Origin of the sequence: Trinickia symbiotica (assembly GCF_002934455.1) — a bacterium.
Lineage (GTDB): Bacteria > Pseudomonadota > Gammaproteobacteria > Burkholderiales > Burkholderiaceae > Trinickia > Trinickia symbiotica.
Map to the genome: position 1 here is coordinate 602,812 of NZ_PTIR01000001.1, position 23,229 is coordinate 626,040.

The 23,229-nt window shown below is 64.9% G+C and carries 21 protein-coding genes; 6 read left to right on the top strand and 15 right to left on the bottom strand.

Translation table 11 applies throughout. From position 1 onward, the window contains the following. Positions 1–7: 7 nt before the first annotated feature. Positions 8–925, bottom strand: a complete 918-nt coding sequence (locus B0G57_RS02740; protein WP_018439059.1) for a helix-turn-helix transcriptional regulator — start codon at positions 923–925, stop codon at positions 8–10. Between the two features lie 216 nt (positions 926–1,141). On the opposite strand from B0G57_RS02740, the gene B0G57_RS02745 reads away from it, so the two are divergent. Then, positions 1,142–2,032 (top strand): cytochrome c oxidase assembly protein, encoded by an 891-nt coding sequence (locus B0G57_RS02745; RefSeq protein ID WP_051089965.1) that lies wholly within the window; start codon positions 1,142–1,144, stop codon positions 2,030–2,032. Here B0G57_RS02745 and B0G57_RS02750 read toward each other — a convergent pair. After that, on the bottom strand, positions 1,999–2,901 hold the full coding sequence (locus tag B0G57_RS02750) for a helix-turn-helix transcriptional regulator (RefSeq protein WP_018439061.1): 903 nt from the start codon (positions 2,899–2,901) through the stop codon (positions 1,999–2,001). The two genes, B0G57_RS02745 and B0G57_RS02750, sit on opposite strands and share 34 nt — an antisense overlap. Positions 2,902–3,046: 145 nt before the next feature. Between B0G57_RS02750 and B0G57_RS02755 the strand changes: the two genes are divergently transcribed. Then, positions 3,047–3,595 (top strand): hypothetical protein, encoded by a 549-nt coding sequence (locus tag B0G57_RS02755; RefSeq protein WP_018439062.1) that lies wholly within the window; start codon positions 3,047–3,049, stop codon positions 3,593–3,595. Between the two features lie 63 nt (positions 3,596–3,658). On the opposite strand, the gene B0G57_RS02760 is transcribed toward B0G57_RS02755, so the two are convergent. Continuing rightward, positions 3,659–4,870, bottom strand: coding sequence for an aminotransferase class I/II-fold pyridoxal phosphate-dependent enzyme (locus B0G57_RS02760; RefSeq protein ID WP_018439063.1), 1,212 nt, complete (start codon positions 4,868–4,870; stop codon positions 3,659–3,661). Between the two features lie 131 nt (positions 4,871–5,001). Here B0G57_RS02760 and B0G57_RS02765 point away from each other — a divergent pair, with 131 nt between their 5' ends. Next, positions 5,002–5,853 carry a LysR substrate-binding domain-containing protein gene (locus tag B0G57_RS02765; RefSeq protein WP_018439064.1) on the top strand — a complete coding sequence of 284 codons (852 nt, stop codon included), beginning with the start codon at positions 5,002–5,004 and terminating at the stop codon, positions 5,851–5,853. Positions 5,854–5,931: 78 nt separating this feature from the next. Here B0G57_RS02765 and B0G57_RS02770 read toward each other — a convergent pair whose 3' ends face one another. The 10 genes from B0G57_RS02770 to hutH form a co-directional block, all read right to left on the bottom strand. Then, on the bottom strand, positions 5,932–6,477 hold the full coding sequence (locus tag B0G57_RS02770) for a zeta toxin family protein (protein ID WP_223258680.1): 546 nt from the start codon (positions 6,475–6,477) through the stop codon (positions 5,932–5,934). Positions 6,478–6,494: 17 nt separating this feature from the next. Continuing rightward, positions 6,495–6,746 carry a hypothetical protein gene (locus B0G57_RS02775; RefSeq protein WP_026229369.1) on the bottom strand — a complete coding sequence of 84 codons (252 nt, stop codon included), beginning with the start codon at positions 6,744–6,746 and terminating at the stop codon, positions 6,495–6,497. 92 nt (positions 6,747–6,838) lie between these two features. Continuing rightward, positions 6,839–7,144 (bottom strand): HigA family addiction module antitoxin, encoded by a 306-nt coding sequence (locus tag B0G57_RS02780; RefSeq protein ID WP_018439067.1) that lies wholly within the window; start codon positions 7,142–7,144, stop codon positions 6,839–6,841. An 85-nt stretch (positions 7,145–7,229) separates the two neighbouring features. After that, positions 7,230–8,036 carry an N-formylglutamate deformylase gene (hutG, locus tag B0G57_RS02785; RefSeq protein ID WP_018439068.1) on the bottom strand — a complete coding sequence of 269 codons (807 nt, stop codon included), beginning with the start codon at positions 8,034–8,036 and terminating at the stop codon, positions 7,230–7,232. 39 nt (positions 8,037–8,075) lie between these two features. Further along, a complete protein-coding gene (locus tag B0G57_RS02790; RefSeq protein WP_026229370.1) occupies positions 8,076–9,482 on the bottom strand; it encodes a formimidoylglutamate deiminase in 1,407 nt (468 codons plus the stop codon). A gap of 14 nt (positions 9,483–9,496) precedes the next feature. Continuing rightward, positions 9,497–10,744: an imidazolonepropionase gene (gene hutI / locus B0G57_RS02795; RefSeq protein WP_018439070.1), complete on the bottom strand. Its 1,248-nt coding sequence runs from the start codon at positions 10,742–10,744 to the stop codon at positions 9,497–9,499. After that, complete coding sequence (locus B0G57_RS02800; RefSeq protein WP_223258681.1) at positions 10,741–11,397, bottom strand: HutD/Ves family protein; 657 nt, start codon at positions 11,395–11,397, stop codon at positions 10,741–10,743. The genes hutI and B0G57_RS02800 overlap by 4 nt, the downstream gene beginning before the upstream one ends. A gap of 10 nt (positions 11,398–11,407) precedes the next feature. Next, positions 11,408–13,096, bottom strand: coding sequence for a urocanate hydratase (gene hutU / locus B0G57_RS02805; RefSeq protein WP_018439072.1), 1,689 nt, complete (start codon positions 13,094–13,096; stop codon positions 11,408–11,410). Positions 13,097–13,150: 54 nt separating this feature from the next. Then, a complete protein-coding gene (hutC, locus tag B0G57_RS02810; protein WP_018439073.1) occupies positions 13,151–13,852 on the bottom strand; it encodes a histidine utilization repressor in 702 nt (233 codons plus the stop codon). Then, positions 13,849–15,390, bottom strand: a complete 1,542-nt coding sequence (hutH, locus tag B0G57_RS02815) for a histidine ammonia-lyase (RefSeq protein ID WP_026229371.1) — start codon at positions 15,388–15,390, stop codon at positions 13,849–13,851. The genes hutC and hutH overlap by 4 nt, the downstream gene beginning before the upstream one ends. 596 nt (positions 15,391–15,986) lie before the next feature. Here hutH and B0G57_RS31255 point away from each other — a divergent pair. The 3 genes from B0G57_RS31255 to B0G57_RS02825 all read left to right on the top strand — a co-directional run bounded on the left by B0G57_RS31255 (position 15,987) and on the right by B0G57_RS02825 (position 22,208). Next, positions 15,987–16,157, top strand: coding sequence for a hypothetical protein (locus tag B0G57_RS31255; protein ID WP_018439075.1), 171 nt, complete (start codon positions 15,987–15,989; stop codon positions 16,155–16,157). A gap of 605 nt (positions 16,158–16,762) precedes the next feature. Next, complete coding sequence (locus tag B0G57_RS02820; protein ID WP_018439076.1) at positions 16,763–19,912, top strand: transglycosylase domain-containing protein; 3,150 nt, start codon at positions 16,763–16,765, stop codon at positions 19,910–19,912. 130 nt (positions 19,913–20,042) lie between these two features. After that, positions 20,043–22,208, top strand: coding sequence for a 3-hydroxyacyl-CoA dehydrogenase NAD-binding domain-containing protein (locus tag B0G57_RS02825; RefSeq protein WP_018439077.1), 2,166 nt, complete (start codon positions 20,043–20,045; stop codon positions 22,206–22,208). Positions 22,209–22,214: 6 nt separating this feature from the next. Here B0G57_RS02825 and B0G57_RS02830 read toward each other — a convergent pair whose 3' ends face one another. Both B0G57_RS02830 and B0G57_RS02835 read right to left on the bottom strand, forming a co-directional pair. Then, positions 22,215–22,403, bottom strand: coding sequence for a hypothetical protein (locus B0G57_RS02830; RefSeq protein WP_018439078.1), 189 nt, complete (start codon positions 22,401–22,403; stop codon positions 22,215–22,217). A gap of 246 nt (positions 22,404–22,649) precedes the next feature. Further along, positions 22,650–23,138, bottom strand: a complete 489-nt coding sequence (locus B0G57_RS02835; protein ID WP_018439079.1) for an Lrp/AsnC ligand binding domain-containing protein — start codon at positions 23,136–23,138, stop codon at positions 22,650–22,652. Between the last annotated feature and the right edge of the window lie 91 nt (positions 23,139–23,229).

Below are 23,229 nucleotides of genomic sequence, written 5' to 3' on the forward strand. Positions count from 1 at the left end.
GAGACCGTCAACTGTTGGAACGGAAACGGCCTTGTGCTTGGAGCGCGCGGTACGCCCCCGGCGTCACGCCGAACTGGCGGCGAAAGACGCGCGTGAAATGGCTTTGATCGGCAAAGCCCGTGGTTTCGGCAATTTGCGCCAGCGGCCGATCGACGTCGAGCAGCAGCCGGCTCGCGACGTCGAGCCGCAATTGACGCACGTACTCGCCTACCGTGCAGCCGAAATGCTTCCTGAAAGCGCGCGCCAGATGGTCCGCCGACACATTGCAGTCGGCTGCGATCGCCTCGAGGGAAAGCGGCTCGCAGCATCGCTCGCGCAGCAATGCCTCGGCCCGGTCGAGCCAGCGGCGCGTGCGAGCGCCGCCAACCATCCGGCTCGCGGTCACGCCCTGAGCGCCGACAGGCGTCACGGACGGCGACGGAAGAACATGAGCATATGCGCTCCTTCGCATGTCAGTGCGCTGGCACGCCGCGAGAAATTCGAGCACCAGCCCTTCGACGGCAAGCGGGGTGGCGGCATCGGGTTCTCTGCATTCATAGACGAGTCGCCGCATCAGCGACAAGGGCGCCCCGCCTGGAAAATCACCGGGGTCGAGCAAGAGATTGGCGCGGCCGCCAAGCCGTTCCAGCCAGGATGAAGCAAACTCGACATGCAGGACATGGCCGCCCGGCCCATGCCAGCAGTTTTCGTGCGGCAGCGCAGCGGGAAAGAACGTCAGTGACATCGGCGCTTCGTCGCCCGTGCGCCCCGGCCACGCGCGCGTCGCACGGCCCCCGAGCACGAAGCAGAAAAATGCATTGACGTGTTCATGGCGAGGAATGACGAGGTCCGTCGCAAAATCCGTCTCGACGATCGACAGCCCCGCGCCACTGTGCCGCGGAATGTTCTTGCCGAAGTAGTCACCCGGTTCGAGCACTCTCAACATCTCTCAATCCCTCGAGCTAGTCGGTCGATTCTACTCGTGCGCGAGACGGCTCGTGCCGCGCGAGAGATGCCCGACTCGCGCAAAACCATACGCAACGAACCGGCGGCTTCAACGGCCGGAGGGCTCGGCGCCGCATCCTCGCACCTGATAACATCCGACTCCAATCCGCGAGCCACAGGGCTCGCTCAACGCCGCATCACCGTCCAACGATTCATCATGTCTTTGTTCAGCCTGCTCGATCCGTGGGAGCCCTCCCCCGCGCTCGTGGCCGTTTTCCTTGCCGCCGCCTTGCTCTATGCGCGCGGCGCGCGGCGCATTTCCGTGACGTTGGCGCGGCGCGCCGCGTTCTGGTCAGGTCTTGCTCTCTTTTACATCGCGCTGCATACGCGGCTCGACTACTACGCCGAGCACCAGTTTTTTGTGCACCGCCTGCAGCATCTCGTGCTGCACCATCTAGCGCCATTGATCGTGATGGCCGGCTATCCGGGCGGCGTGCTGCGCGCGGGGCTGCCTCTGCGCTGGCGCATGTCGCTGCGGCGATGGCAACGCGGCACGGCCGCGCGCATGGCCGCCGCGGTCCTGCTCAACCCAACGTTCATTTCGCTCGCGTTCGTCATTTCGGTCGTGTTCTGGCTGATTCCGTCGATACAGTTCGTGGCGATGCTCGATTGGCGCATGTATACGTTCATGAACTGGTCCGTGGCCGCGAGCGGACTGCTCTACTGGTGGATGTTGCTCGATCACCGTCCCGCCCCGCCGAGCCGCACGCGTCCGGGCTTGAGAGTCTTGTCGCCCGTCATCACGATGACGCCGCAGATTCTCGTCGGCGCGATCATCACCTTCTCGTCGCGCGATCTCTATCCGGTTTTCACGCTATGCGGACGCGCGTTTACGTCGATCCCGCCAGTGCTCGACCAGAGCCTCGGCGGCCTCATCATGTGGGTGCCGGCGGCAGTGCTCGAAGCGATCGGGGCCATGATGGCACTGCGGCATTTGATGAGGTTGTCGGCGCGAGCGCCGCGCGGCGAGCAACAACGGCCCGCCGTCGCAGCTCGCCCGACCGGGGCTGCGGTTCAGGAACCCCGGCTTCCCATCCGCGCGCGATAGGCGCGAGGGCTCATTCCGAACTCGTTTCTGAACGCGCGATTGAAGTTCGACACATCGTCAAAGCCGCAATCGAGGGCAATGTCGATGACCTTCGCGGGCCCATCCACCAGGCGCTCCACAGCGGCGCGCAATCGCGCGCGCACGACGTATTGATGCGGCGTCGTACCCGTCACGCGCTCGAACGTGCGCAGAAAATGATAAGGGCTCAAACCCGCATGCCGGGCCAGGCCATCGACGCTGGTATCGCCGTCCGGCGACTCGTCGATCAACCGAAGCACCTGCATCACGCGCTCGAGCGCCGCGGCCGGAACGGAGTTGCCCGCTTGCACGCGTTGCTCGGTCGTCTGTCGCAGCACGGCGGCGGCAAGTGCAAAAGCCAGTTCATCCCAGGCAACGCAGACACGCGCGGAAACACCGGCCGAAGCCGCCGCGACGAACGGCGCGAGTGCTCGCGAAGGCGCGATGCGCGCCGTGCGAAACCTCGCGCGGGCTCGGCGGAGCCCGGCATCCTCGGCGATTCGCTCGAAGCACTCGGGCGTAAAGCGAAACGCGACGCAACGGTCGCCCGCGCGGTGGCGATGGCCGCACTCGAAGCATTCGCCCGCGTTGCCCAGCATGACCGAACCGGGCGTCATCAGCCCTCTTCCAGGCGCGGACCGGTACTCGAACGCGCCCGCCGCCACGAGCGCGATCAGTACCTGCTGATGGCGCTCCTCGAATGGCCAGTCGCCGGGCCCGTGGGTGCAAAGCACGTCCGCGACCTCCCAGCCCCGTCCGGCCGCGATGACACGCGGCGCGACACGTCCGCGCGCGCCCACCTCGCGCCGCAGCGCAAGCGCCTCGTCCAGATCGGCCGCAATTTTTGCCAAGCTTCACCTCGCCGCGTTGCCTAGTATCGTCCTCGTGGCCGAGCGGGCGGATGGCAGACCCGTCGCCCGCTGTGCCGAACACCGCGCCGGCACGATCAGGCGCGGTCAGCCGGTAAGCGAATTCGATCTACGAAGGAGACTCAACGTGAATCGTATCGAAAACGAGGCATCGCGTGCATTCCTATCGGCCCTCGCCGCTCCGGGCCGGGCCGCCGACATCGGAGAGGCCGACGATATCTACGGCTGGCTCGTCGGCAGCTGGTCGCTCGAAGTACTGCGCTATCGCGGCGTCGATTTGCGCGGCAAAGGCATGATGGCCGAAGCGCATTTCGGCTGGGCGCTCGAGGGCCGCGCCATCGAGGACGTCTGGATCATGCCGCCGCGCGGCACCCGCCCGCCGCAAGATCCGGAATTCAACATGTACGGCACTACGCTGCGCAGCTGGGATCCAGATTTGCGCGCCTGGCGCATTTCATGGACGAATCCGGCGCGAAGTCACCGCGAAACGCAAATCGGCCGGCGCGTTGGAAACGAGATCGTGCAAACGGGGGCGCGCGCCGATGGTCAAGCCACGCGCTGGCGCTTCGCCGAAATCACGTCCCGCGGTTTTCATTGGATCGGCGAAGCGCTCGATCGCGACGGGTCGACTTGGTTCATCGAAGGTGAATTTCTTGCGACGCGCGTGGAGGGTTGAACGAGGCGACGAGCCGATGTCCGTTCGGCGGCTCCATGCGCCTCGCTCATTGCCCGCAGGGCGTCACTTGCGCTCGTCGATGGCCCGCCGCAACGAAAGCGCGATACCCTTTGCGGCAAGCTCTATGTCCGCGAGGCTCGGGAAGCTCGGCGCGATGCGCAGATGCGTATCGCGCGAATCGATGCGGTACGGAAACGCCGCGCCCGCGGGTGTCAACACGATGCCGGCCTCGGCGGCAAGCGCGACCGTACGCTTGGCGAGTCCATCCGGGGTGTAGAGGCTCACGAAATAGCCGCCCTGCGGGGTCGACCACGAAACGCCGCGCGCATCGGCGAGCATCGCTTCGAAGGTCGCCGCGACCGCATCGAACTTCGGCCGTAACAGCGCGCGATGCCTTTCCATCAATCGCTCGAGCCCCGCGCGATCGCGCAGGAACCGCACGTGCCGCAACTGATTCAGCTTGTCGGGGCCGATCGTGCGCACCGATACATGGCGCTGCCACCAATCGATGTTACGGGGCGACGATGCGAGAAACGCGACCCCGCCACCGGCCAATGTCACCTTCGACAATGAGGCGAAGACTAGCGCGCGATCGGGATAGCCGGACTTCAGCGTGGCTCCGACGATGTCGGGGCTAGCGTGCCTACGCTCGGTCAGGTGATGGAAACGATAAGCGTCGTCCCAAAAGAGCCGGAAATCGGGCGCGGCCGTCGGCATGGAAGCGAGGCGCCGCACGACGTCTTCCGAATAGATCGTTCCCGTCGGATTGCTGTAAAGCGGCGTGCACCAGATGCCCTTGATCGAAGGATCGGCGGCAACCTGCGCCTCGACGAAATCCATGTCGGGGCCGTCGTCGCCGAGGGGCACCGCGATCATCCGGATGCCCAGCGCCTCGCAGATCGCAAAGTGGCGATCGTAGCCGGGCACCGGGCAAAGAAATGCCACTTCCTTTGCCGATTTGCGCCACGGCTCGCCGCCAGGCAGGCCGAACAACATCGCGAACGAGAGCGCATCGTGCATCAGCTCGAGGCTCGAGTTGCCGGCGGCCGCGACCTGGCTCGGCGACAGTCCGAGCAGCTCGGCGCCGAGCTCGCGCGCTTCGGGTAGGCCCAGCAAATGGCCGTAGTTGCGGCAATCGATGCCGTCGCGCGAAAGATGTCCGACTGTCCCGGCTTCGTCGATCAGTCCGCGAGATAGGTCGAGCTGCTCGGGTGCAGGCTTGCCGCGAGTCATATCGATCGAGAGGCCCAAGCGGGCAAAGTCGTCGTAATTCATCGGCACTGTTCTCTCCGCGAGTCATTCTGAAACGAAATGGGGCTAACGAGTGCAGTATGCCGATATGGGATGATTCAGACAAACGCGTTATATTGAACGCTTCGTTCAGCTTTTCTGATAGATACGACGCGATGAAGACCCTCGATCTCGATGTCCTCTCGATGGTGGTCGCGGTTGCCGATGCCGGTAGCTTCCTGCGTGGCGCCGCACTCGTGCATCGCTCGCAATCGGCAGTCAGCATGCAGGTGAAAGCGCTCGAAGGCGCGCTCGGCAAGACGCTTTTTGTGCGCAGGGCGCGCAGCGTCGTGCCGACTCAAGAGGGGTATCTGCTCATCGAGTACGCGCGCCGAATGCTCGCGCTGCGCGATGAGGCGTGGGCGTCGCTCGTGCATCCCGAGGTCAAGGGGCGCGTCGTGATCGGCGTGCCCGACGACTACGCTTCATCTCTGCTGCCCGGCGTGCTGCGCAAGTTCTCGGCAACCTATCCGAAGGTTGAGATTCAGGTGGTCGGCCTGCCGAGCCATGCGCTCGTGCCGCTTGTGAAGGACAACAAAATCGATCTCGCCTGCATGACACGCATGAAAGGCATGCGCGGCGAGCTGATCCGCCTGGAGCCGACGGTCTGGGCCGGCGCGGCGCGTGGCGGCCCGATATGGAAAGAGCGGCCACTGCCGATCGCCGTCTTCGCAGCCGGCAGCGTCGCGCGCGCCAACGCGATCCGCGCGCTGCAGCGTGCGCGCATCGCCTATCGGACTTCGTATGAGAGTCCGAGCTTGCTTGGGCTCTTCAGTATGGTCGAAGCGGGACTCGCCGTGGCGCCCGTCGCGCGTTGCGCGCTACCCGAGCGATTCGTTCAACTTGGTCGAGCGCAAGGGCTGCCGCCGTTGCCGCCGCTAGAAATCGTTCTCGCACGAAGCGCCGCGTCCAATCGCGCCGAATGCGATTTCTTGGCCGAGCAGATTCTGGGAGAACTGCGGGTTTGAGTGGCAGCAATCCAGTACTCAATCGTATCAGAGCGACTACCGAGAATGCGCATCGCTCGATGCCCCAGTCTAGTCCCGCTATCGGTGAAGCATCGCCGCAGGCAACGCCTCGATGATCCAACGAGTCAAATTCCGTGAGACGTGACGTGTAATGCCATCCTCGCGGGAGAGCAGCAGGCGCCGATGCAGTCCACTGTTATCGAATACAAAGCTGCGGTGTGCAATTGCCAACGCTTCAGGAAGATTCCGCAGACTTCGGTGATAGCGCCGCGCAATATCTACCGGAGGCACATCGTGCCCGCCCGCTGCGACACGCTCGGAAACTCGCAGGCCCGCTCCGCGGGCGTTTCGGATACCGACGAATGCAAGGTTGACCTTATACCCGGCCTGATCGGCCTCTCGCATGAAGGCAAGTTCGCGGTTTCCGGAAAATGTCGTTTCCCAACCGAAACTAACGCGCGCCGCCAAATACCGGCGCTGACGCCGGATTGCCTCTTTACCCGCTTCTATCGGACTAACTCCGATCCCCTCGCGCGCGATGTCGTCAGGGTTCACGACCGACAGCCGGCCGGAGAGATACCTGCCGGTAAGCGTGCTTTTGCCGGCACCGTTCGGCCCGGCCACGATCCAAACTTGCGGTCTCACAAGCTTCGGATAACAGAAATGTTGCCGGCATCATCGACGGCCACCAACTCGCGCCGGCCATCAGGCCACTTCCGAATGAAATCGTCAGGGTAATGATCGTCGCAGTAGTAAATCGGCCGGCCCGCAGCCAGGTGCGATCGAGCCGCTTCGCCATCATCGCGCGCGAATGCACGCTCGACCACCGCCCAGAAACGCTTTTCCTCGGCAGGGGTCATGTCTTCCAGTCTTTCAATCGGTAGTGCTGCCATCGCGTACAGCTCCAGCTTAGTTCAAGCGCTCTATTATGCCTCTGCCTGGCTGCGGCAGCCGCAACTACAACGATCTGGTCGACGCCAAAGACCTAAAACAACGACTTTTGCCGCTGCTGACTCACCGGCACGACATCGAAGCCATCGAACTTCTCGCGCGCCTTGGCGAGATCGTGCAGCAGCTGCCTTTGCAGCCATGTCTCGGCGCCGCCGCCGAACGCTCGGTCGAGCCGCAGTGCCATTTCGGGCGAGATCCCTGCCTTGCCGCTCAACAGGTTGGTCAGCGCTTGGCGGCTCACACCGAGCGCCGTCGCCCCCTGCGTCACGGTCAGGTTGAACCGCTCGAGGCAAGTCTGGCGCACGATAGCGCCGGGATGAATGAAGTCGGAATCGGCCATGGGCCGAAACGTTATCGACGAAGCGGGGATTCGTCAACCGACAAGTGGCGGTTGTCGCGCCGGATGCACGGCGAAAAGACGCGCTTTAGCCGATTCGCGCGAGCGCCTCGTCGATCAACGCTTCCAACAACGGCTCTACCCTCCGGGCCCGCGCTTCGTCATAGGCATACGGACGAGTTTCCTGCATATACGTAATCTGCGACAGCTCGAGCTGCACTGCATGGATCCCCTCCTCCGGCTTTCCGTACTGCCTCGTGATATAGCCACCCTTGAAGCGCCCATTTGCGACGGCCGTGAAAGCCCCGTCCCGCGTCACGCATTCGGCCAACGCCTCGGCCATCCCCGGCGCCGCGCTCGCACCGCCCGCCGTGCCGAAATTGAAATCGGGCAAGCGCCCCTCGAAGAAGCGCGGCACGCGGGAGCGAATCGAATGCGCCTCCCATAGCAGCACCTTACCGTGCCGCGCCTTCAATGCCGCGATCTCTTCGACGAGTGCATTGTGATAAGGCTGCCAGTACTTCGCGCGGCGCCGGGCGACCTGCTCGTCCGTCGGCTCGCCGCCCGGATGGTAGAGCGGCTCCTTGTCGAACGTATCGACGGGCAGCAAGCCCGTCGTGTCCTGTCCCGGGTAGAGACTCGCGTTGTCGGGCGGGCGGTTGAGGTCGATCACGTAGCGTGCATAGGTCGGCACGATCAGCGACGCGCCGCGCCGCGCCGCAATCCCGTAAAGGCGCTCGAGATGCCAGTCGCAATCGTCGACATACTCGGCCACATCCGTCATCGTTGCCCGGATCTCTTCGGGAATTTCAGTACCGACGTGCGGCATCGAAATCAGCAGCGGCAAGTGCCCGCGGTGGACCGAGAAAATGGGCCGCTCATGCGAGGTGTTCATTTGATGGAGTGTCAATATGAGAAGGAACAGCCGCCCATCTTAGCGCAGCAGCTCCCCCATCGCTTCCCGATACGCCGCAAAGGCCCGCTCCTCGTCGGCGTGCCTGCCATCCCGCACGACGCATCGACCACCGACATAGACCTCGCGAATGGGCGATGCGCCGTGCTCGCAGAATACGATGCCGGCGAGCCAGCTTTCACGCGGGTGCGCATCGATACACGGATGCCTCGGATCGAGCACGATCCAGTCGGCCCGGCAGCCCGCGCGCAAAGCCCCCGTGAGGCGGCCGGTCGCGGCAGCACCACCCGCGAGCACCGCCTCGACGAGTCGATCGGCGACTTGCGGCCTTGCCTCGCCCGCGAGCACGTTGCGCTCGCGACGCGCGAGACGCTGTCCGTATTCGAGCAGACGCAGCTCGGCACGCCAGTCGACGGCCACATGGCTGTCCGATCCGATGCCGATGCGCCCTCCCGCGTCGAGGTAATCGCGCGCGGGAAAGATGCCGTCCCCAAGATTCGCCTCCGTCGTCGGACACAATCCGGCGACGGCCCCGCTCGCCGCAAGCCCGGCGACTTCCCCGGCGTCGACATGCGTCGCATGGACGAGGCACCAGCGGCCATCGACATCGAAGCGGTCGAGCAGCCATGCAAAGGGGGGCGCGCCCGTCGCAACGATGCACTCGTCGACTTCGCCCGTCTGCTCGGCGATATGGATGTGCACCGGTGCGCGACGCATGTCGCTCGAAAGCCCGTCGATGAGCGCTCGCAGCGACTGCTCCGAGACCGCCCGCAGCGAATGCGGGGCAACGCCATAGGCGAGCGCGCCATGTTCAGGCCTCGCCTTGCGAAGCCCATCGATCAAATCGAGCAACTCGTCAGGAGTACTGATGAAGCGCCGCTGGTCGTCGCGCGGCGCTCGCGCACCGAACCCGCTGTATTGGTAGAGCACCGGCAGCATCGTCATGCCGATACCCGCGCGCATGGCCGCATCGACGACGCGTTCGGCAATCTCCGCACGATTCGCATAGCGGCCGCCATCGGGCGCATGATGGACATAATGGAATTCGCAGACCGACGTATAGCCCGCCTTCAGCATCTCCACATAGAGCCAATATGCGACGGCCGCCAGCGTCTCAGGGGTGACGCGCGCCGCGAACCGATACATGAGCTCGCGCCAGCTCCAAAATGTATCGCTCGCATTCGCCCGATACTCGGCCAGCCCCGCCATGGCACGCTGGAACGCATGCGAATGCAGGTTCGGCATACCCGGCACGAGCGGGCCCGCCGCGCGTGCGACATCGGGCGATGGCAGCGTATCCGGCGTGACGGCAGTCAATGCGCCGCCGGCATCCCATTCGAGCAGCACATTGCGTTGCCACCCGGCTGGAAGCCAGGCGTTCTCGGCGAACAACGCGCGCGGCGTTTGAGAATCGGGCGTTATGCTCATTTGCATCGAATCCGTCATGGCCCGTCGCCGATGGCGCGGGGAAGAAAGGAACCGCGTTCGAACACCGTGACGCCCGCGCGCACAACGCGCGAGGCAAGCGGCCGTCCGATCCAATAAGCGAGCTCGGCGAGTGTTTCGACTGACCACGCGACGAAATCCGCTCGCCGCCCGACTTCGATCACGCCGTGGCGGTCGCTCCGTCCAAGCGCGCGTGCCGCATGGCAAGTTACGCCTTGCAATGCTTCGGTGACCGTCAGCCGGAACAACGTGCAGCCCATGTTCAACATCGCGAGCAGCGACGCGGACGGCGAGGTCCCCGGATTACAGTCGGTCGCGAGCGCGATCGGCACGCCGTATCGCCGCAACAAATCGACGGGCGGCAGCTGCGTTTCGCGAATGAAGTAGTAAGCGCCCGGCAAAAGCACGGCGACCGTGCCCGCCTTTTTCATCGCCGCCACGCCGGCCTCGTCGAGGAATTCGAGGTGATCGGCCGAGAGCGCCCCATAGCGCGCCGCAAGCGCCGTCCCTCCGTTGGCGCTCAGCTGCTCGGCATGCATCTTGACTGACAAGCCGCGGCGAGCCGCCGCATCGAGCACCCGCTCGCTTTGCGCGCGCGAGAATCCGATGCGCTCGCAAAAGACGTCGACCGCATCGACGAGCCCTTCATCGGCCAGAGCCGGCAGCATCCGCTCACAGACCTCGTCGATGTAGTCGTCGGGACGGCCAGCGAATTCCGGCGGCAACGCATGCGCGCCGAGAAACGTCGTATAGACCGATACGGGATAGCGGCGCCCGAGTTCCCGTGCCACGCGCAACATCTTGCGCTCGGTCGCCAGATCGAGGCCATAGCCCGATTTGATTTCGATCGCCGCGACGCCTTCCACAATCAGCGGCTCGAGCCGGCGAGCCGCATCGTCGAGTAGCGTCGCCTCATCGGCGGCCCGCGTCGCGCGCACCGTCGAGACGATCCCGCCGCCGCGCCGCGCGATTTCCTCGTAACCGACGCCCGCGAGCCGCATGGCGAATTCATCGGCGCGATGGCCGCCAAAAACGATATGGGTATGACAGTCGACGAGGCTAGGCGTGACCCACGCGCCGCCGAGATCCTCGCTCGGCCACGACGATAGCTCGGCCGGCAGATCCGACGCTGGGCCGAACCATTCGATGTTGCCGTCGCGCACCGCGAGCGCTGCATCGACGATCGTGCCGTCCGGGTCGCCGCTCGGGCAAAGATGCAGATGCCGCCAGATTCGCTCGCTCATGTTTTATCGACCCGTCGATCGAAATAGCGGATGCCGACGGCAAGCGCGGTGCCTTCACCGGACACGATGCACGACAAGCCACGCGGTCGATCGAGATGCAGCGAGTCCATCGCCGTGAGGCGCACCGGCTCCACCCCGGCGACTGTCAGGTCGACCATCCCTTCGGCGCAAAAGACGAGCGCCGCATCGGCATCGAGCCGGTGCTCGTCTCCTGCCCGCCAGAGCTCGACTGTGCCGCTCGCCTCGCTGCGCCGGACCATCAGATTGAAGTCGCGCGTCGGCCCGTCGAGCAGTTCAGCATTGACGACGAGCTCCCCGGCGAAGCGAGCGAACGCGAACGGCTCGCTCAACGCCGTCTGTGCCATGCCGCGCTCGTCGGCGAGCAGCATGCCGGCGCCCGACAGCAAGACGAGCGTCCGATCGATACCCGAGAAACGCGAGAACGGCCCCGAACGTTCGACATCGGCGACGCTCACGCGCCAGACGAATTCGTCGAACCCGGCGCCCTGTGGGTATACGGCGATCTCATGCGTCAGACCGCCGCCATTCTTCCATGGCGAAGCGACGACATCGGCACCGCGCACGACGCTCGCCGAAGCGAAATTCGCCGGTGGGACCATCGAACCCACCGCGATAGTCTGAAGCGCAACCATCGCCCTCACCTCATCGCCCGAGCATCGGCAGCTTGAGCCCGACGTCTCGCGCCGTGCGTCGCGCGAGGTCGTAACCGGCGTCGGCATGTCGCATCACGCCCGTCGCCGGATCGTTGAACAGCACGCGCTCGATGCGGCGCGCGGCGGCTTCGGTGCCGTCGCAGACGATGACGACACCGGCATGCTGACTGAAGCCCATGCCGACCCCGCCGCCATGATGCAGCGACACCCAGGTCGCGCCGCCGGCGGTGTTCAGCAGCGCATTCAGGAGCGGCCAGTCGCTGACGGCATCGGAGCCGTCCTGCATTGCCTCGGTCTCGCGATTCGGGCTCGCGACGGAGCCCGTGTCGAGATGGTCGCGGCCGATCACGATGGGCGCCTTCAGCTCGCCGCGCGCGACCATCTCGTTGAAAGCGAGGCCGAGCCGATAGCGGTCTTTCACGCCGACCCAGCAGATGCGCGCGGGCAATCCCTGAAAAGCGATCCGCTCGCGCGCCATGTCGAGCCAGTTGTGCAAATGGGCGTCGTCGGGGATCAGCTCCTTGACCTTGGCATCGGTCTTGTAGATGTCCTCGGGGTCGCCCGATAGCGCCACCCAGCGGAACGGCCCCTTGCCTTCGCAAAAGAGCGGGCGGATATAGGCTGGCACGAAGCCGGGAAAGTCGAATGCGTCTTCGACGCCCATGTCGTGCGCCATCTGACGAATGTTGTTGCCGTAGTCGAGCGTCGCCGCGCCGCGCTTTTGCAAAGCGAGCATCGCCCGCACCTGGCCCGCCATCGATTGCTTCGCGGGGGTGACGATGCTTTGCGGATCGACTCGCTGGCGCTCGCGCCATTCGGCGACCGTCCAGCCCTGCGGCAAATAGCCGTTGATAGGATCGTGCGCGCTCGTCTGGTCGGTCACGCAATCGGGCGTGATGCCGCGTGCAACGCATTCGGCGAAGGCGTCGGCCGCATTGCCCAGCAGTCCGATGGAAACGGCCTTGCCCCTCCCCTTCGCCGCCTCGATCATCGCGAGTGCCTCGTCGAGCGTCGTTGCCTTCTTGTCGAGGTAGCGCGTTTTCAAGCGAAAGTCGATGCGCGTCTCATCGCATTCGACGGCGATCATCGAGAACCCCGCCATCGTCGCGGCGAGCGGCTGCGCGCCGCCCATCCCGCCTAGGCCGCCCGTCAGGACCCAGCGGCCTTTCGCATTGCCGCCGAAATGCTGGTTCGCAACGGCATAGAACGTCTCGTAGGTGCCTTGCACAATGCCCTGGCTCCCGATATAGATCCAGCTGCCGGCCGTCATCTGGCCGTACATCATGAGCCCCTTGCGATCGAGCTCGTGAAAATGCTCCCACGTCGCCCAATGCGGAACGAGGTTCGAGTTCGCGAGCAGCACGCGCGGCGCATCGGCATGCGTCCGGAACACGCCGACGGGCTTGCCGGATTGAATCAGCAGCGTCTCGTCGTCGCCGAGGTCCTTCAACGTCTCGAGAATCCGGTCGAAGCAATTCCAATCGCGCGCCGCGCGGCCGATGCCGCCGTAGACGACGAGCGCATGCGGATGCTCGGCGACTTCCGCATCGAGGTTGTTCTGGATCATCCGGTAGGCCGCTTCGGTGAGCCAGCTCTTGCAGGTCTTCTCCGTGCCGCGCGGTGCACGCACGGTGCGCGTCGGATCGAAGCGCGGATCGGAAAACTTCGGGTCGTTCATGCGGTCCTCCTCGGGGATTCGTATGCGTTGATTCGGTCGGCGTCAGTTCAGAAGTCAGAAGTGGCCCGTGAATCGATAACGGTTGCCTGGATGCCATAGATTGGCTACCGAAGCGACGAGCGTGCGCGTCCATGTGCGTCGATGCAGCGCGAGACACGGCTCGCCCTCGGCCATCGCGAGGTGCGCGTGCGTCTCGGGCTCGGGCAGCGCCGCCTCGATTCGATATTCGACGCGCGAGAGCGGCGCGACGCGCACGAGGTACTGGTTCGGCGTGATTTTCGTGAAGTCCTGCAGCGCGTATTCGGGCGCGGCGGCGGGATTCACCCAACGCTCCTCCAGCTGCACCGGCTCGTCGTTTTCGAAATGCAGCAGCCGCGAATGAAAGATCGGGCTGCCCGGGCTGACCTGCATCTCCTCAGCCAGCGCGGCATCGGCAACGGCCGCGCCCAGTGCGAGCACGCTCGCGCGATGATGGTGACCGCGCGCGCCGATCTCGTCGGAGATGCTGCGGATCGCAACGAGCGTCGATTCGTATTTGGGCCTTGCGACGAACGTCCCCGCGCCCTGCACGCGCGTAAGCACCTGCTCGGCCGTCAACTCGCGCAGCGCGCGGTTCACCGTCATGCGCGCGACTTTGAATTCGCGCGCGAGCTCGTTCTCGGAAGGCACCTGATCGCCCTCGGCCCATTCGCCCGAATGGATGCGCGCGAGGATGAAGTCCTTGATGCCCTGATAAGCGGGAGCGGAAGCGTTCATTTCGCTATGGGCACCGGCCCCTCGGATGCGAACGAGAACGGGCTTGCCGCGGCGATCGTGCCGTCACGCACGAGCCGCTCGACGGCGGCGATGTCGGGCGCGAAGTAGCGATCGAGCTCATAGTGCGGCACCGCCGCGCGCAGCGTTTCCATCACGCGCCGCAACGGCGCGCTCGTGCGATGCGGCAGGCGCAAATCGATGCCCTGAGCCGCCGCGAGCAACTCGATCGCAAGGATGTTCGCCGTATTCGCGGCGATGTCGGCGAGCTTGCGCGCCGCGAACGTCGCCATCGAGACGTGGTCTTCCTGATTCGCCGAGGTCGGCAGCGAATCGACGGACGCCGGATGCGCGAGCGTCTTGTTCTCCGAAGCGAGCGCGGCCGCCGTCACGTGCGCGATCATGAAGCCCGAGTTGACGCCGCCATCCTTGACGAGGAACGGCGGCAAGCCCGAAAGCGTCGCGTCGATGAGCAGCGCGATCCGTCGCTCGGCGAGCGCGCCGATCTCCGCGGCCGCGAGCGCGAGATTGTCGGCGGCGAACGCAACCGGCTCCGCATGGAAGTTGCCGCCCGAGAGCACTTCGCCGGTATCCGGGAAGATCAACGGGTTGTCGGAAACGGCATTCGCTTCGACGAGCAACACGTCGGCCGCGTGACGCATCTGATCGAGACACGCGCCCATGACCTGCGGCTGACAGCGCAGACTGTACGGATCCTGAACCTTGCCGCAGTCGCGATGCGAGAGGTTGATGCCCGAGCCTTCGAGCAGCGCGCGATAAGCGGCCGCCGCGTCGATTTGTCCCCGATGGCCGCGCAACTCGTGAATGCGCGCATCGAACGGCTTGACGGAGCCGGCCGCGGCATCCACCGACAGCGCACCGGTGACGAGCGCGGTGCGAAAGAGGTCTTCGATCGCGAAGAGGTTGTAAAGCGCGAGCGCCGTCGACGCCTGCGTGCCGTTCAGCAGCGCGAGCCCTTCCTTCGCCTGCAGCGTCAGGGGCGCGAAGCCGGCCAGCTTGAGTCCTTGTGCCGCGCTCATCCGCTCACCGCGAGCGTGCACTTCGCCGATGCCGAGCAGCGCGGCCGACAAATGCGCGAGCGGCGCGAGATCGCCCGAGGCGCCAACCGAGCCTTTGACGGGAATGACGGGCAACACGTCGGCGTTGAAGAGCGCGACGAGCGCGTCCATGACCTCGCGCCGGATCCCTGAGTGACCGCGGCCGAGGCTCGAGAGCTTCAGCGCGATCAAGAGCCGCACGACGGGCGCCGCCATCGGCTCGCCGACACCGACCGCGTGCGACAGCACCAGATTGCGCTGCAGCAGTTCGAGCTGATCGTGCGCGATGTGCGTGCTCGCGAGGCGGCCGAACCCCGTATTGATTCCATAGGCGGGCTCGCCTTTGGCGGCGATCTCGGCCACCGCCCGCGCACCGGCGTCGATGGCGCCATGGCTCGCCGGGTCGAGCGTGAGCGTGACGGGCCCACGGGCGATGCGACGCAGTTGGGCCAGAGTCAAATGGCCAGGCGTGAGAATCATCATGAAAGGTTCCTGTTGCATCAGTCGTTCGTCGATGACGTGGCAGTCTAGTCTTGTCGCCTTGTATATACAACTCGTTTTTACAAGCCGCATGTAAGGGATTTCCATTACATGCGGCGAAGGGCTTGCGGCGGAGCTGAACCGCATCCGGACGCCCGCATGGTCGTTCAAGTGCCAGACCGTTGTTGGCGGCTCCGCAGGTCCTCGACCAGCAGGCTTCGTTGAACCGCGAGGGCTGAGGTTGTCTAGACATATGCAAGAGAATGGCCGAATCGGCGAACCGGACTGCTACCGAGGAGCCGCGAGCCGCACCAAAAAGGCGAGCTTGGCGCACTGCAACGGGTGGTTTGGCGGAGACACGATGAACGGTGCGCACTACCCGCGTGCGCGCGGGCATCGAATGAGTGGAAACAACGCTAGGTACGAGGTGTGCTTTGTTAGAGGCAAAGGCAGGACGCGGCAAAGCGATCGACGCGGCGCGTGCTGCGACTGCCGAGAGGAAGCGTCGCGGCCATCGCCGCAACTCACCTCCATCGAATGAACGAACCGCTTGATCATCTAAAACGCGAGAGACTCGAGAAATTCAAGGACAGCGACAGATGGATCTGATCGAACTTGCAAGAGAATCCGGCATGGCCGTGCTGTTGGACGCCAGGATCGGCCGGGAAGAGTACGTGAGCGTGAGCGGCTCGCTCGCCGCGCTCGCGCGCTTTGCCGACGCGGTCCGCAAAGAGCCGGAGAAAGAGGGGTCCGACAGCGGCGATTCATGAAGCCTCTCGGGCACCTCGCCCCGAGCATGCCGCCTTTCCAGAATCCATGAATCGGCGGTTTGACGAGCGCTTGCCCGATGGAATTCGGCAAGCGGCGCCCGGGCGCCCGCCCAGGGCGCAAGCGCGACGGTATCGTTCGACGTCTTGCGAGATGAAGATGCGCCCGCGCGAAACCCCACCCTTTGATCGTCCTCTCTCCCTCTCGGCGTAAAGAGAAGCGTCGTTACGGCGTTCCGTAACGACATTGCCACGATTCGCCGCAATTATCGTTTATGACTGCGGGTGCCGCCAGGCAGTCGATATTCGTCTGAGTTTAAAGAATTCATCGGCGCAGCCGAAAACCTTAAAAGCAGCTCGCGAATTGGGCGCGAAATAAATGGGGCCGAAATGGATAAATTTACCGACATTTTCAGGCAGGCCCATTGCCGGTTCCGCAGTGTTGACAGATGACGTCAGACGTTTTGCATTCATGTGGCGCGAGTGTCGGCAATTCGTGCGTCACGCCACGCCGTTTTAATGCGCAAACCATTTGCTGTGGTTAAACTAATCGTGGTGGCCGCAGTGTTTCAAGCGCCGTCACGTAGAGGCACCAGAGGAGCCTAACAATGAATCGCCCGCTCGGCCGCATGATGCCGCTGCGCGTCATCACGACGATGTCGCCCGGTGCCCGCTGGAAGTGGCTTCTCGGGTTCGTCGCGGCAGGATTACTCGGCGTCCTCGCCTATTTCGCCTCGATTGAAATACAAACTTCGCGGCTGCAGGCACGCTACCTCGCCCGGCTCGATCGCGACGTCTCGTTCTCGCTCGAGCCCGGCCCGAGCAACAGCATCCGCTTTCCTTCGGCGTCTTTGAGCGGGCCGTACGACATCCGGCTCGGCTACGCGCGCCTCCCCGATTTCGAAAAGCGCCTCCTCGCTCGCGGCTATGTCGTCACCCAGCAGGCGCGCGATTCATCGACGATGACCTCGATCGCCGATCATGGCCTCTTCGTACCTTATGCGGAGAAAGATCAAGGCGGCCTGAAATTGTTCGCGATGAACGACGAGCCGCTTTTCAGCGCGCGCTATCCGGCGCTCGCCTACCCGAGCTTCGATGCGATTCCGCCGCTCGTCGTGAGTGCGCTCACGTTCATCGAGGATCGGTACCTGCTCGATACGCGCGAGCCCTACCGCAATCCCGCCATGGACTGGGGGCGCTTCACGCGCGCACTCGGCGATCAAGCTCTGCGCTTCGTCAATCCCCATCAATCGACGCCGGGCGGCAGCACGCTCGCCACGCAGATCGAGAAGTTTCGCCACTCGCCGGGCGGCCGCACCGCGACGCCGCCCGAAAAGCTGCGCCAGATCGCATCGGCATCGGTACGCGCTTATCTCGGCGGCGAGGATACGATGCCGGCGCGCCGGACGATCGTCATGCATTACCTGAACACGGTGCCGCTTGCCGCGCAGCCGGGCGTCGGCGAAATTTCCGGTCTTGGCGACGGACTCACCGCCTGGTACGGCCGCGACTTCAACGAGGTCAACAATCTGCTCGCGCAGGCGAGCCTGCAAGGCCCGAGCGGCGAGGTATCGCCCGAGACCCTCGCCAAGCAGGCGCTCGCGTTCAAGCAAACGTTGTCGTTGCTCATCGCGCAGCGCGCCCCCTCGTATTACCTCGTGCGCAATCCCGCGGCGCTGGATCGACTGACCGACAGCTATTTGCGCGTGCTGGCGGCCAACGGCGTGATCTCGCAGCCGCTGCGCGACGCCGCCCTCGCCGAACGGCTCGTGCTCAATCGCGCTTCCGCGCCGCAGCCGGTCGGCGAATCGTACGTCGCGCGCAAAGCCGTCACGCTTTTGCGGTCGCATCTTATGAATGCGCTCGGCGTCGCGAGCTACTACGATCTGGACCGGCTCGACCTGACGGCGCATGCCACGCTCGACAAGAGCCTGCAGGAAAGCGTCAGCGAGGCGCTGGCGCGCGCGAGCACCGTCGATGGCGCGAAGGCCGCGGGCCTCTACGGCTTCGAAATGCTGCGCCCGGGCGACGATCCGTCGAAGATCGCATTCAGCTTCACGCTATTCGAGCGCCGCGGCGGCGAGAATCTGCTGCGCGTGCAGACCGACAGCGTCAATCAGCCGTTCGACATCAATCACGGCGCGCGCCTCAACCTCGGCTCGACGGCCAAGCTGCGCACGATCGTCACGTATCTGCAGATTGTCGAGAGATTGCATGCGCGCTATGCGTCGATGTCGACAGCCGAGCTCAAGCGCGTGCAACCCGACCCGCTCGACAATCTCGCGCGCTGGGCCGTCGATTACCTTTCGCATACGAACGACCGATCGCTTCCGGCGATGCTCGATGCCGCCGTCGAGCGCAAGTACTCGGCGAGCCCCGGTGAGCTGTTCTCGACGGGCGGCGGAATGCAGGCGTTCACGAATTTCGACAAGTCCGACAACGGCCGCATCCTCACGATCAGCCAAGCGTTCCAGCACTCGGTGAACCTCGTCTTCGTGCGGCTCATGCGCGACATCGTCCACTACGAGATGATCGAGGCCGCCGGGCCGTCGCTGAGCTGGACCGACGATCCCGCGCTGAGGCAGCGCTACCTCAAGCAGTTCGTCGATCAGGAGAGCCTCGTCTATCTGCATCGCTTCTACAAGAAGTACGAGGGCAAGACGCCCGATGCGGCGCTCGATACGCTGATCGCGGGCATGCACAAGTCCGCGCCGAAGCTCGCGACAGCGTTGCGCAGCGTCGCGCCCGAGGAGCCGCTTCCGTGGTTCGGCGGGCGCATGCGCGCCGCTTTGAAAGGCACGCCCGATCAGTGGCTCACCGATGGCGACCTCGCCGCGCTCTATGCCAAGTACGGCATCGACAAGTTCAACCTCAACGATCGAGGCTACATCGCGCGCGTCCATCCGATCGAGCTCTGGATGCTCAACTATCTGCGCAAGCACCCCAACGCATCCGAAAATGAATTGCGCGCGGCGAGCAAAGATGCGCGATTCACGTCCTATGCGTGGCTCTTCAAAACCCGCCATCACTTGACGCAGGACCGCCGCATCCGCCGCATGGTCGAGCTCGAGGCGTACGGGCGGATCACGCAGGCGTGGCGCGCGCTCGGCTATCCGTTCGAGACGGTGACGCCTTCGTATGCCGCGGCCGTCGGCGCTTCAGGCGATCGCCCCGACGCGCTGGCGCAACTGATCGGCACGATCGCGAGCAACGGCAGAATGCTGCCGCTGCAAAGCATCGACTCGCTCGAGTTCGCGGCCGGCACACCGTTCGAGACGCACTTCGCGCATGTGCCGAGCAAGCAGGGTCCGGTCGTATCGCCCGAGATTGCCGAGGTCGTCCAGGGTCTGCTCACCTCCGTCGTGCAGGGCGGCACCGGCGCGCGCCTCGCGAGCGGCCTGCCGCTCGGAGACGGTCACACCCTCACCGTGTACGGCAAGACGGGGACCGGCGATCAGCGCTTCGAAGTCTACGCGAGCGGCCACAGACTCATCGAATCGCGCAAGGTCAATCGCACGGCGACGTTCGTATTCGTCATCGACAACCGCTTCTTCGGCTCCTTGACCGCCTTCACCCACGAGCCTTACGCGGCGCGCTACAGCTACACGAGTGCGATGGCCGTGCAGCTCTTGAAGTCGCTCGGCCCGACGCTCGCGCCGCTCATCGAGCACGAGGAGCGGACCAGCACGGCCGCCGAGCACGGAGAAGACGCCGCCTCCCCCACCCCTTCCGTCGTCAAGACCGCCTCTCCCTCGTGAATGCCGGGTGGGCCGCCGCTTGTGTAAAGCGGCGAGCCCCGTCGGCGATGCATGCGACAATCGCGCGACAACGACAAGCGCGAAAGCGCGCGCATGCCCATTCGCATCGACAAAATCCGCAGAGAGAGACATGACCCATCCAGCCGCCTCCGCGCCTTCCCCCTCCCCGATTTCCTCCGCTGGCGGAGACTCGCACGCCGTCACTCGAACGCTGCACGGCGACGTTCTCGTCATCGCCATCGACAATCCGCCCGTCAACGCGCTCGGCGTCGAAGTCCGACGCGGCCTTCTCGAAGCGATCGAAGCGGCCGACGCCGACGCCGCAGTCGCAGCCGTGGTCATCGTCGGCGTGGGCCGGAACTTCATCGCCGGCGCCGACATTCGCGAGTTCGGCAAGCCGCCGCAGCCGCCTCATCTGCCTGCCGTCTGCGATCGCATCGAGGCAAGCACCAAGCCCGTCGTGGCCGCGATTCACGGCGCCGCGCTCGGCGGCGGGCTCGAAGTCGCGCTCGCGGCCCACTACCGGATCGCCGCGGCGGGTGCCAAGCTCGGCCTGCCCGAAGTGAAGCTCGGGTTATTGCCGGGCGCGGGGGGCACGCAGCGCACCCCGCGGCTCATCGGTGCCCGAGCGGCGCTCGAGCTCATGCTCTCCGGCCGCCACGCGAGCGCGAACGAAGCGCTGACGCTCGGCCTCGTCGATCGTCTTTCCAAGACCGACGACATCCTCATCGAGGGGCTCGCCTACGCGCGCGAGCTCGTCGCCACGCGCCAGGGCACGCGGCCGACGCGCGCGGCGAACGGACTCGCCGACGAAGCGGCGAGCCGTGCCGCTATCGAAGCGGCACGCAAGGAGACGGCAACGCGCTCACGCGGGCTCTTTTCGCCGCTGAAGATCGTCGAGGCCGTGCAAGCCGCGCTCGAGCGGCCATTCGACGAAGGCTTGGCACTCGAGCGCAGACTCTTTCTCGAATGCCTCGACAGCCCGCAGCGCGCCGGGCTCGTCCACGCCTTCTTCGCCGAGCGTGAAGCGGCGAAGGTGCCCGAGGCGAGCGCCGCCAGGCCGCGTCCCATTGCGAGCGTCGGCATCGTCGGCGGCGGCACCATGGGTGCCGGCATCGCCGTCGCCGTGCTCGATGCGGGCCTGCCGGTCACGCTGATCGAGCGCGACGAAGCCGCGCTCGGCCGCGGGCGCGCGCACGTCGAGCGCGTCTATGACGGCCTGGTCGCGAAAGGGCGCATCGACGCGAAAGCGAAGGCGGATGCCATGGCACGCCTCGCGGGCAGCACGTCGTACGAGGCGCTCGCGAACGTCGACCTCGTGATCGAGGCGGTTTTCGAGGACATGGCCGTCAAAAAGGCCGTCTTCACCGAGCTCGACCGCGTTGCCCGACCCGGCGCCGTGTTGGCGACGAACACGTCGTATCTCGACATCGACGAAATCGCCGGTGCGACCTCACGGCCCGCCGACGTCATCGGCTTGCACTTCTTCTCGCCGGCCAACGTGATGAAGCTGCTCGAAGTGGTCGTACCCGCGCGCGTCGCGGCCGATGTCGTCGCGACCGCGTTCGAGTTCGCCAAGCGGCTCTCGAAGGTTTCGGTGCGGGCCGGCGTCTGCGACGGCTTCATCGGCAATCGGCTCCTCGCCGTCTACCGGACCGCGGCCGACTATTTGCTCGAGGACGGCGCATCGCCCTATCAGATCGACGAGGCGATGCGCGCGTTCGGCTATCCGATGGGACCCTACCAGGTCATCGATCTCGCGGGCGGCGACATCGGCTGGGCCGCTCGCAAGCGGCGCGCGCCGACGCGCGATCCGCGCCTGCGCTACGTCGAGATCGCGGACCGCCTCTGCGAGCGCGGCTGGTTCGGACAAAAGACGGGGCGCGGGTTTTACCTCTATCCTGAGGGCGCACGCACGGGCGTACGCGATCCCGAGGTCGAGGCGCTCATCGAAGACGAGCGCAAGCGGCGCGGCGTCACGCCCCGCAGCTTCACCGACGAGGAAATCGTCGAGCGCCTGATGACGGCCGTCGTCAACGAAGCGGCGAATATCGTCCGTGAAGGCATTGCGCTCCGCCCGTTGGACGTAGACGTCACGCTCATGCACGGCTACGGCTTTCCGCGCTATCGCGGCGGCCCGATGAAATATGCGGACACGCTCGGGCTCGCGAACGTGCTCGCGAGTTTGCGTCGCTTCGAAAAGGAGGACCCCCTCTTTTGGAAGCCGTCACCGCTCATCGTCGAACTCGTCGATCGCGGTGCCGACTTCTCGAGCCTCAATACGACGCGGGGGTGAGCGAGCTCAGCACGGCGCCACGCATGTCGTCGTGCCCGGGGGCGTCACGATGGTGTTGCGTTCTTCAGGCGCGGTCTGCGTTCCCTGTGGCACCACGACGGTCGTATTCTCCTTCGGTGGCTGGCTCTTCGTGTAAGAGAAGCAGCCCGCGATAAAAAATGGCAGCAAAAGCGCCAAAAACCAGTTGCGTTTCATCACTTCCTCCCTGTTGTATCGGCCGATGACGGCGGCGCGGCGAATGTCGATGCGCTGATGGAAAGCAGCTCGCCCATCTCACACGCGACAACGCGGCGGGATGCCGCCAGTCGACGGCGCCGGCATCCCGATCAAAGGGTCAGCAAAAGCGGTTCCCGGACGAGTGACGATCAAGCGGGAAAGTCGGAGGAAATGCGCGCAGCGCCGCAACCCGCGCCGGATGGCCGACGAGCACGGCTGTTCGCGTCAATCGCCGACGTATATCGTGAGCGTCTCCTTGACTTCTTCCATGACGACATAGCTTTTCGACTGCGTCGCACCCGGCAATTGCAGCAGAATGTCGCCGAGCAATTTGCGGTAGTCGGCCATTTCGCCGATGCGGGCCTTGATCAGGTAGTCGAAGTCCCCCGACACCAGGTGACACTCCAGGACTTCGGGAATCTTCTGCACCTCACGGCGAAACTGGTCGAACATGTTCCCGCTCTTGTGATCGAGCGTGATTTCGACGAAGACGAGCAGCGCCGCGCCGAGTTGCAACGGGTCGACGCGCGCGTGATAGCCCGTGATGACGCCATCGCGCTCCATCCGTTTGACCCGCTCGATGCAAGGCGTCACCGTCAGGCCGACGCGTTCGGCGAGGTCTTTCATCGCGATGCGCCCGTCTTCCTGCAGCACTTTGAGGATATGGTGATCGAGCTTGTCCAGCTTGCGTACGGGTTGCCGTTGCGTGCGCATGTCTTTTCACCAAAATTTGAAAAAGTACAGTAACAAAAACTGCTTTTGTCACAATAGTATAGCGCCAAGAACTGGATCTTCCGTCTTGAGG

What these genes read in the sequence shown, in the direction of transcription:
- B0G57_RS02820 (WP_018439076.1), top strand. Translation starts at nt 16,763, where the DNA reads ATGAATCGCCCGCTCGGCCGCATGATGCCGCTGCGCGTCATCACGACG.
- B0G57_RS02745 (WP_051089965.1), top strand. Translation starts at nt 1,142, where the DNA reads ATGTCTTTGTTCAGCCTGCTCGATCCGTGGGAGCCCTCCCCCGCGCTC.
- hutI (WP_018439070.1), bottom strand. Translation starts at nt 10,744, where the DNA reads ATGAGCGAGCGAATCTGGCGGCATCTGCATCTTTGCCCGAGCGGCGAC.
- B0G57_RS02765 (WP_018439064.1), top strand. Translation starts at nt 5,002, where the DNA reads ATGAAGACCCTCGATCTCGATGTCCTCTCGATGGTGGTCGCGGTTGCC.
- B0G57_RS02825 (WP_018439077.1), top strand. Translation starts at nt 20,043, where the DNA reads ATGACCCATCCAGCCGCCTCCGCGCCTTCCCCCTCCCCGATTTCCTCC.
- hutU (WP_018439072.1), bottom strand. Translation starts at nt 13,096, where the DNA reads ATGAACGACCCGAAGTTTTCCGATCCGCGCTTCGATCCGACGCGCACC.
- B0G57_RS02790 (WP_026229370.1), bottom strand. Translation starts at nt 9,482, where the DNA reads ATGAGCATAACGCCCGATTCTCAAACGCCGCGCGCGTTGTTCGCCGAG.
- hutH (WP_026229371.1), bottom strand. Translation starts at nt 15,390, where the DNA reads ATGATGATTCTCACGCCTGGCCATTTGACTCTGGCCCAACTGCGTCGC.
- B0G57_RS02800 (WP_223258681.1), bottom strand. Translation starts at nt 11,397, where the DNA reads ATGGTTGCGCTTCAGACTATCGCGGTGGGTTCGATGGTCCCACCGGCG.
- hutC (WP_018439073.1), bottom strand. Translation starts at nt 13,852, where the DNA reads ATGAACGCTTCCGCTCCCGCTTATCAGGGCATCAAGGACTTCATCCTC.
- B0G57_RS02760 (WP_018439063.1), bottom strand. Translation starts at nt 4,870, where the DNA reads ATGAATTACGACGACTTTGCCCGCTTGGGCCTCTCGATCGATATGACT.
- B0G57_RS02740 (WP_018439059.1), bottom strand. Translation starts at nt 925, where the DNA reads ATGTTGAGAGTGCTCGAACCGGGTGACTACTTCGGCAAGAACATTCCG.
- B0G57_RS02830 (WP_018439078.1), bottom strand. Translation starts at nt 22,403, where the DNA reads ATGAAACGCAACTGGTTTTTGGCGCTTTTGCTGCCATTTTTTATCGCG.
- hutG (WP_018439068.1), bottom strand. Translation starts at nt 8,036, where the DNA reads ATGAACACCTCGCATGAGCGGCCCATTTTCTCGGTCCACCGCGGGCAC.
- B0G57_RS02835 (WP_018439079.1), bottom strand. Translation starts at nt 23,138, where the DNA reads ATGCGCACGCAACGGCAACCCGTACGCAAGCTGGACAAGCTCGATCAC.
- B0G57_RS31255 (WP_018439075.1), top strand. Translation starts at nt 15,987, where the DNA reads ATGGATCTGATCGAACTTGCAAGAGAATCCGGCATGGCCGTGCTGTTG.
- B0G57_RS02775 (WP_026229369.1), bottom strand. Translation starts at nt 6,746, where the DNA reads ATGGCAGCACTACCGATTGAAAGACTGGAAGACATGACCCCTGCCGAG.
- B0G57_RS02780 (WP_018439067.1), bottom strand. Translation starts at nt 7,144, where the DNA reads ATGGCCGATTCCGACTTCATTCATCCCGGCGCTATCGTGCGCCAGACT.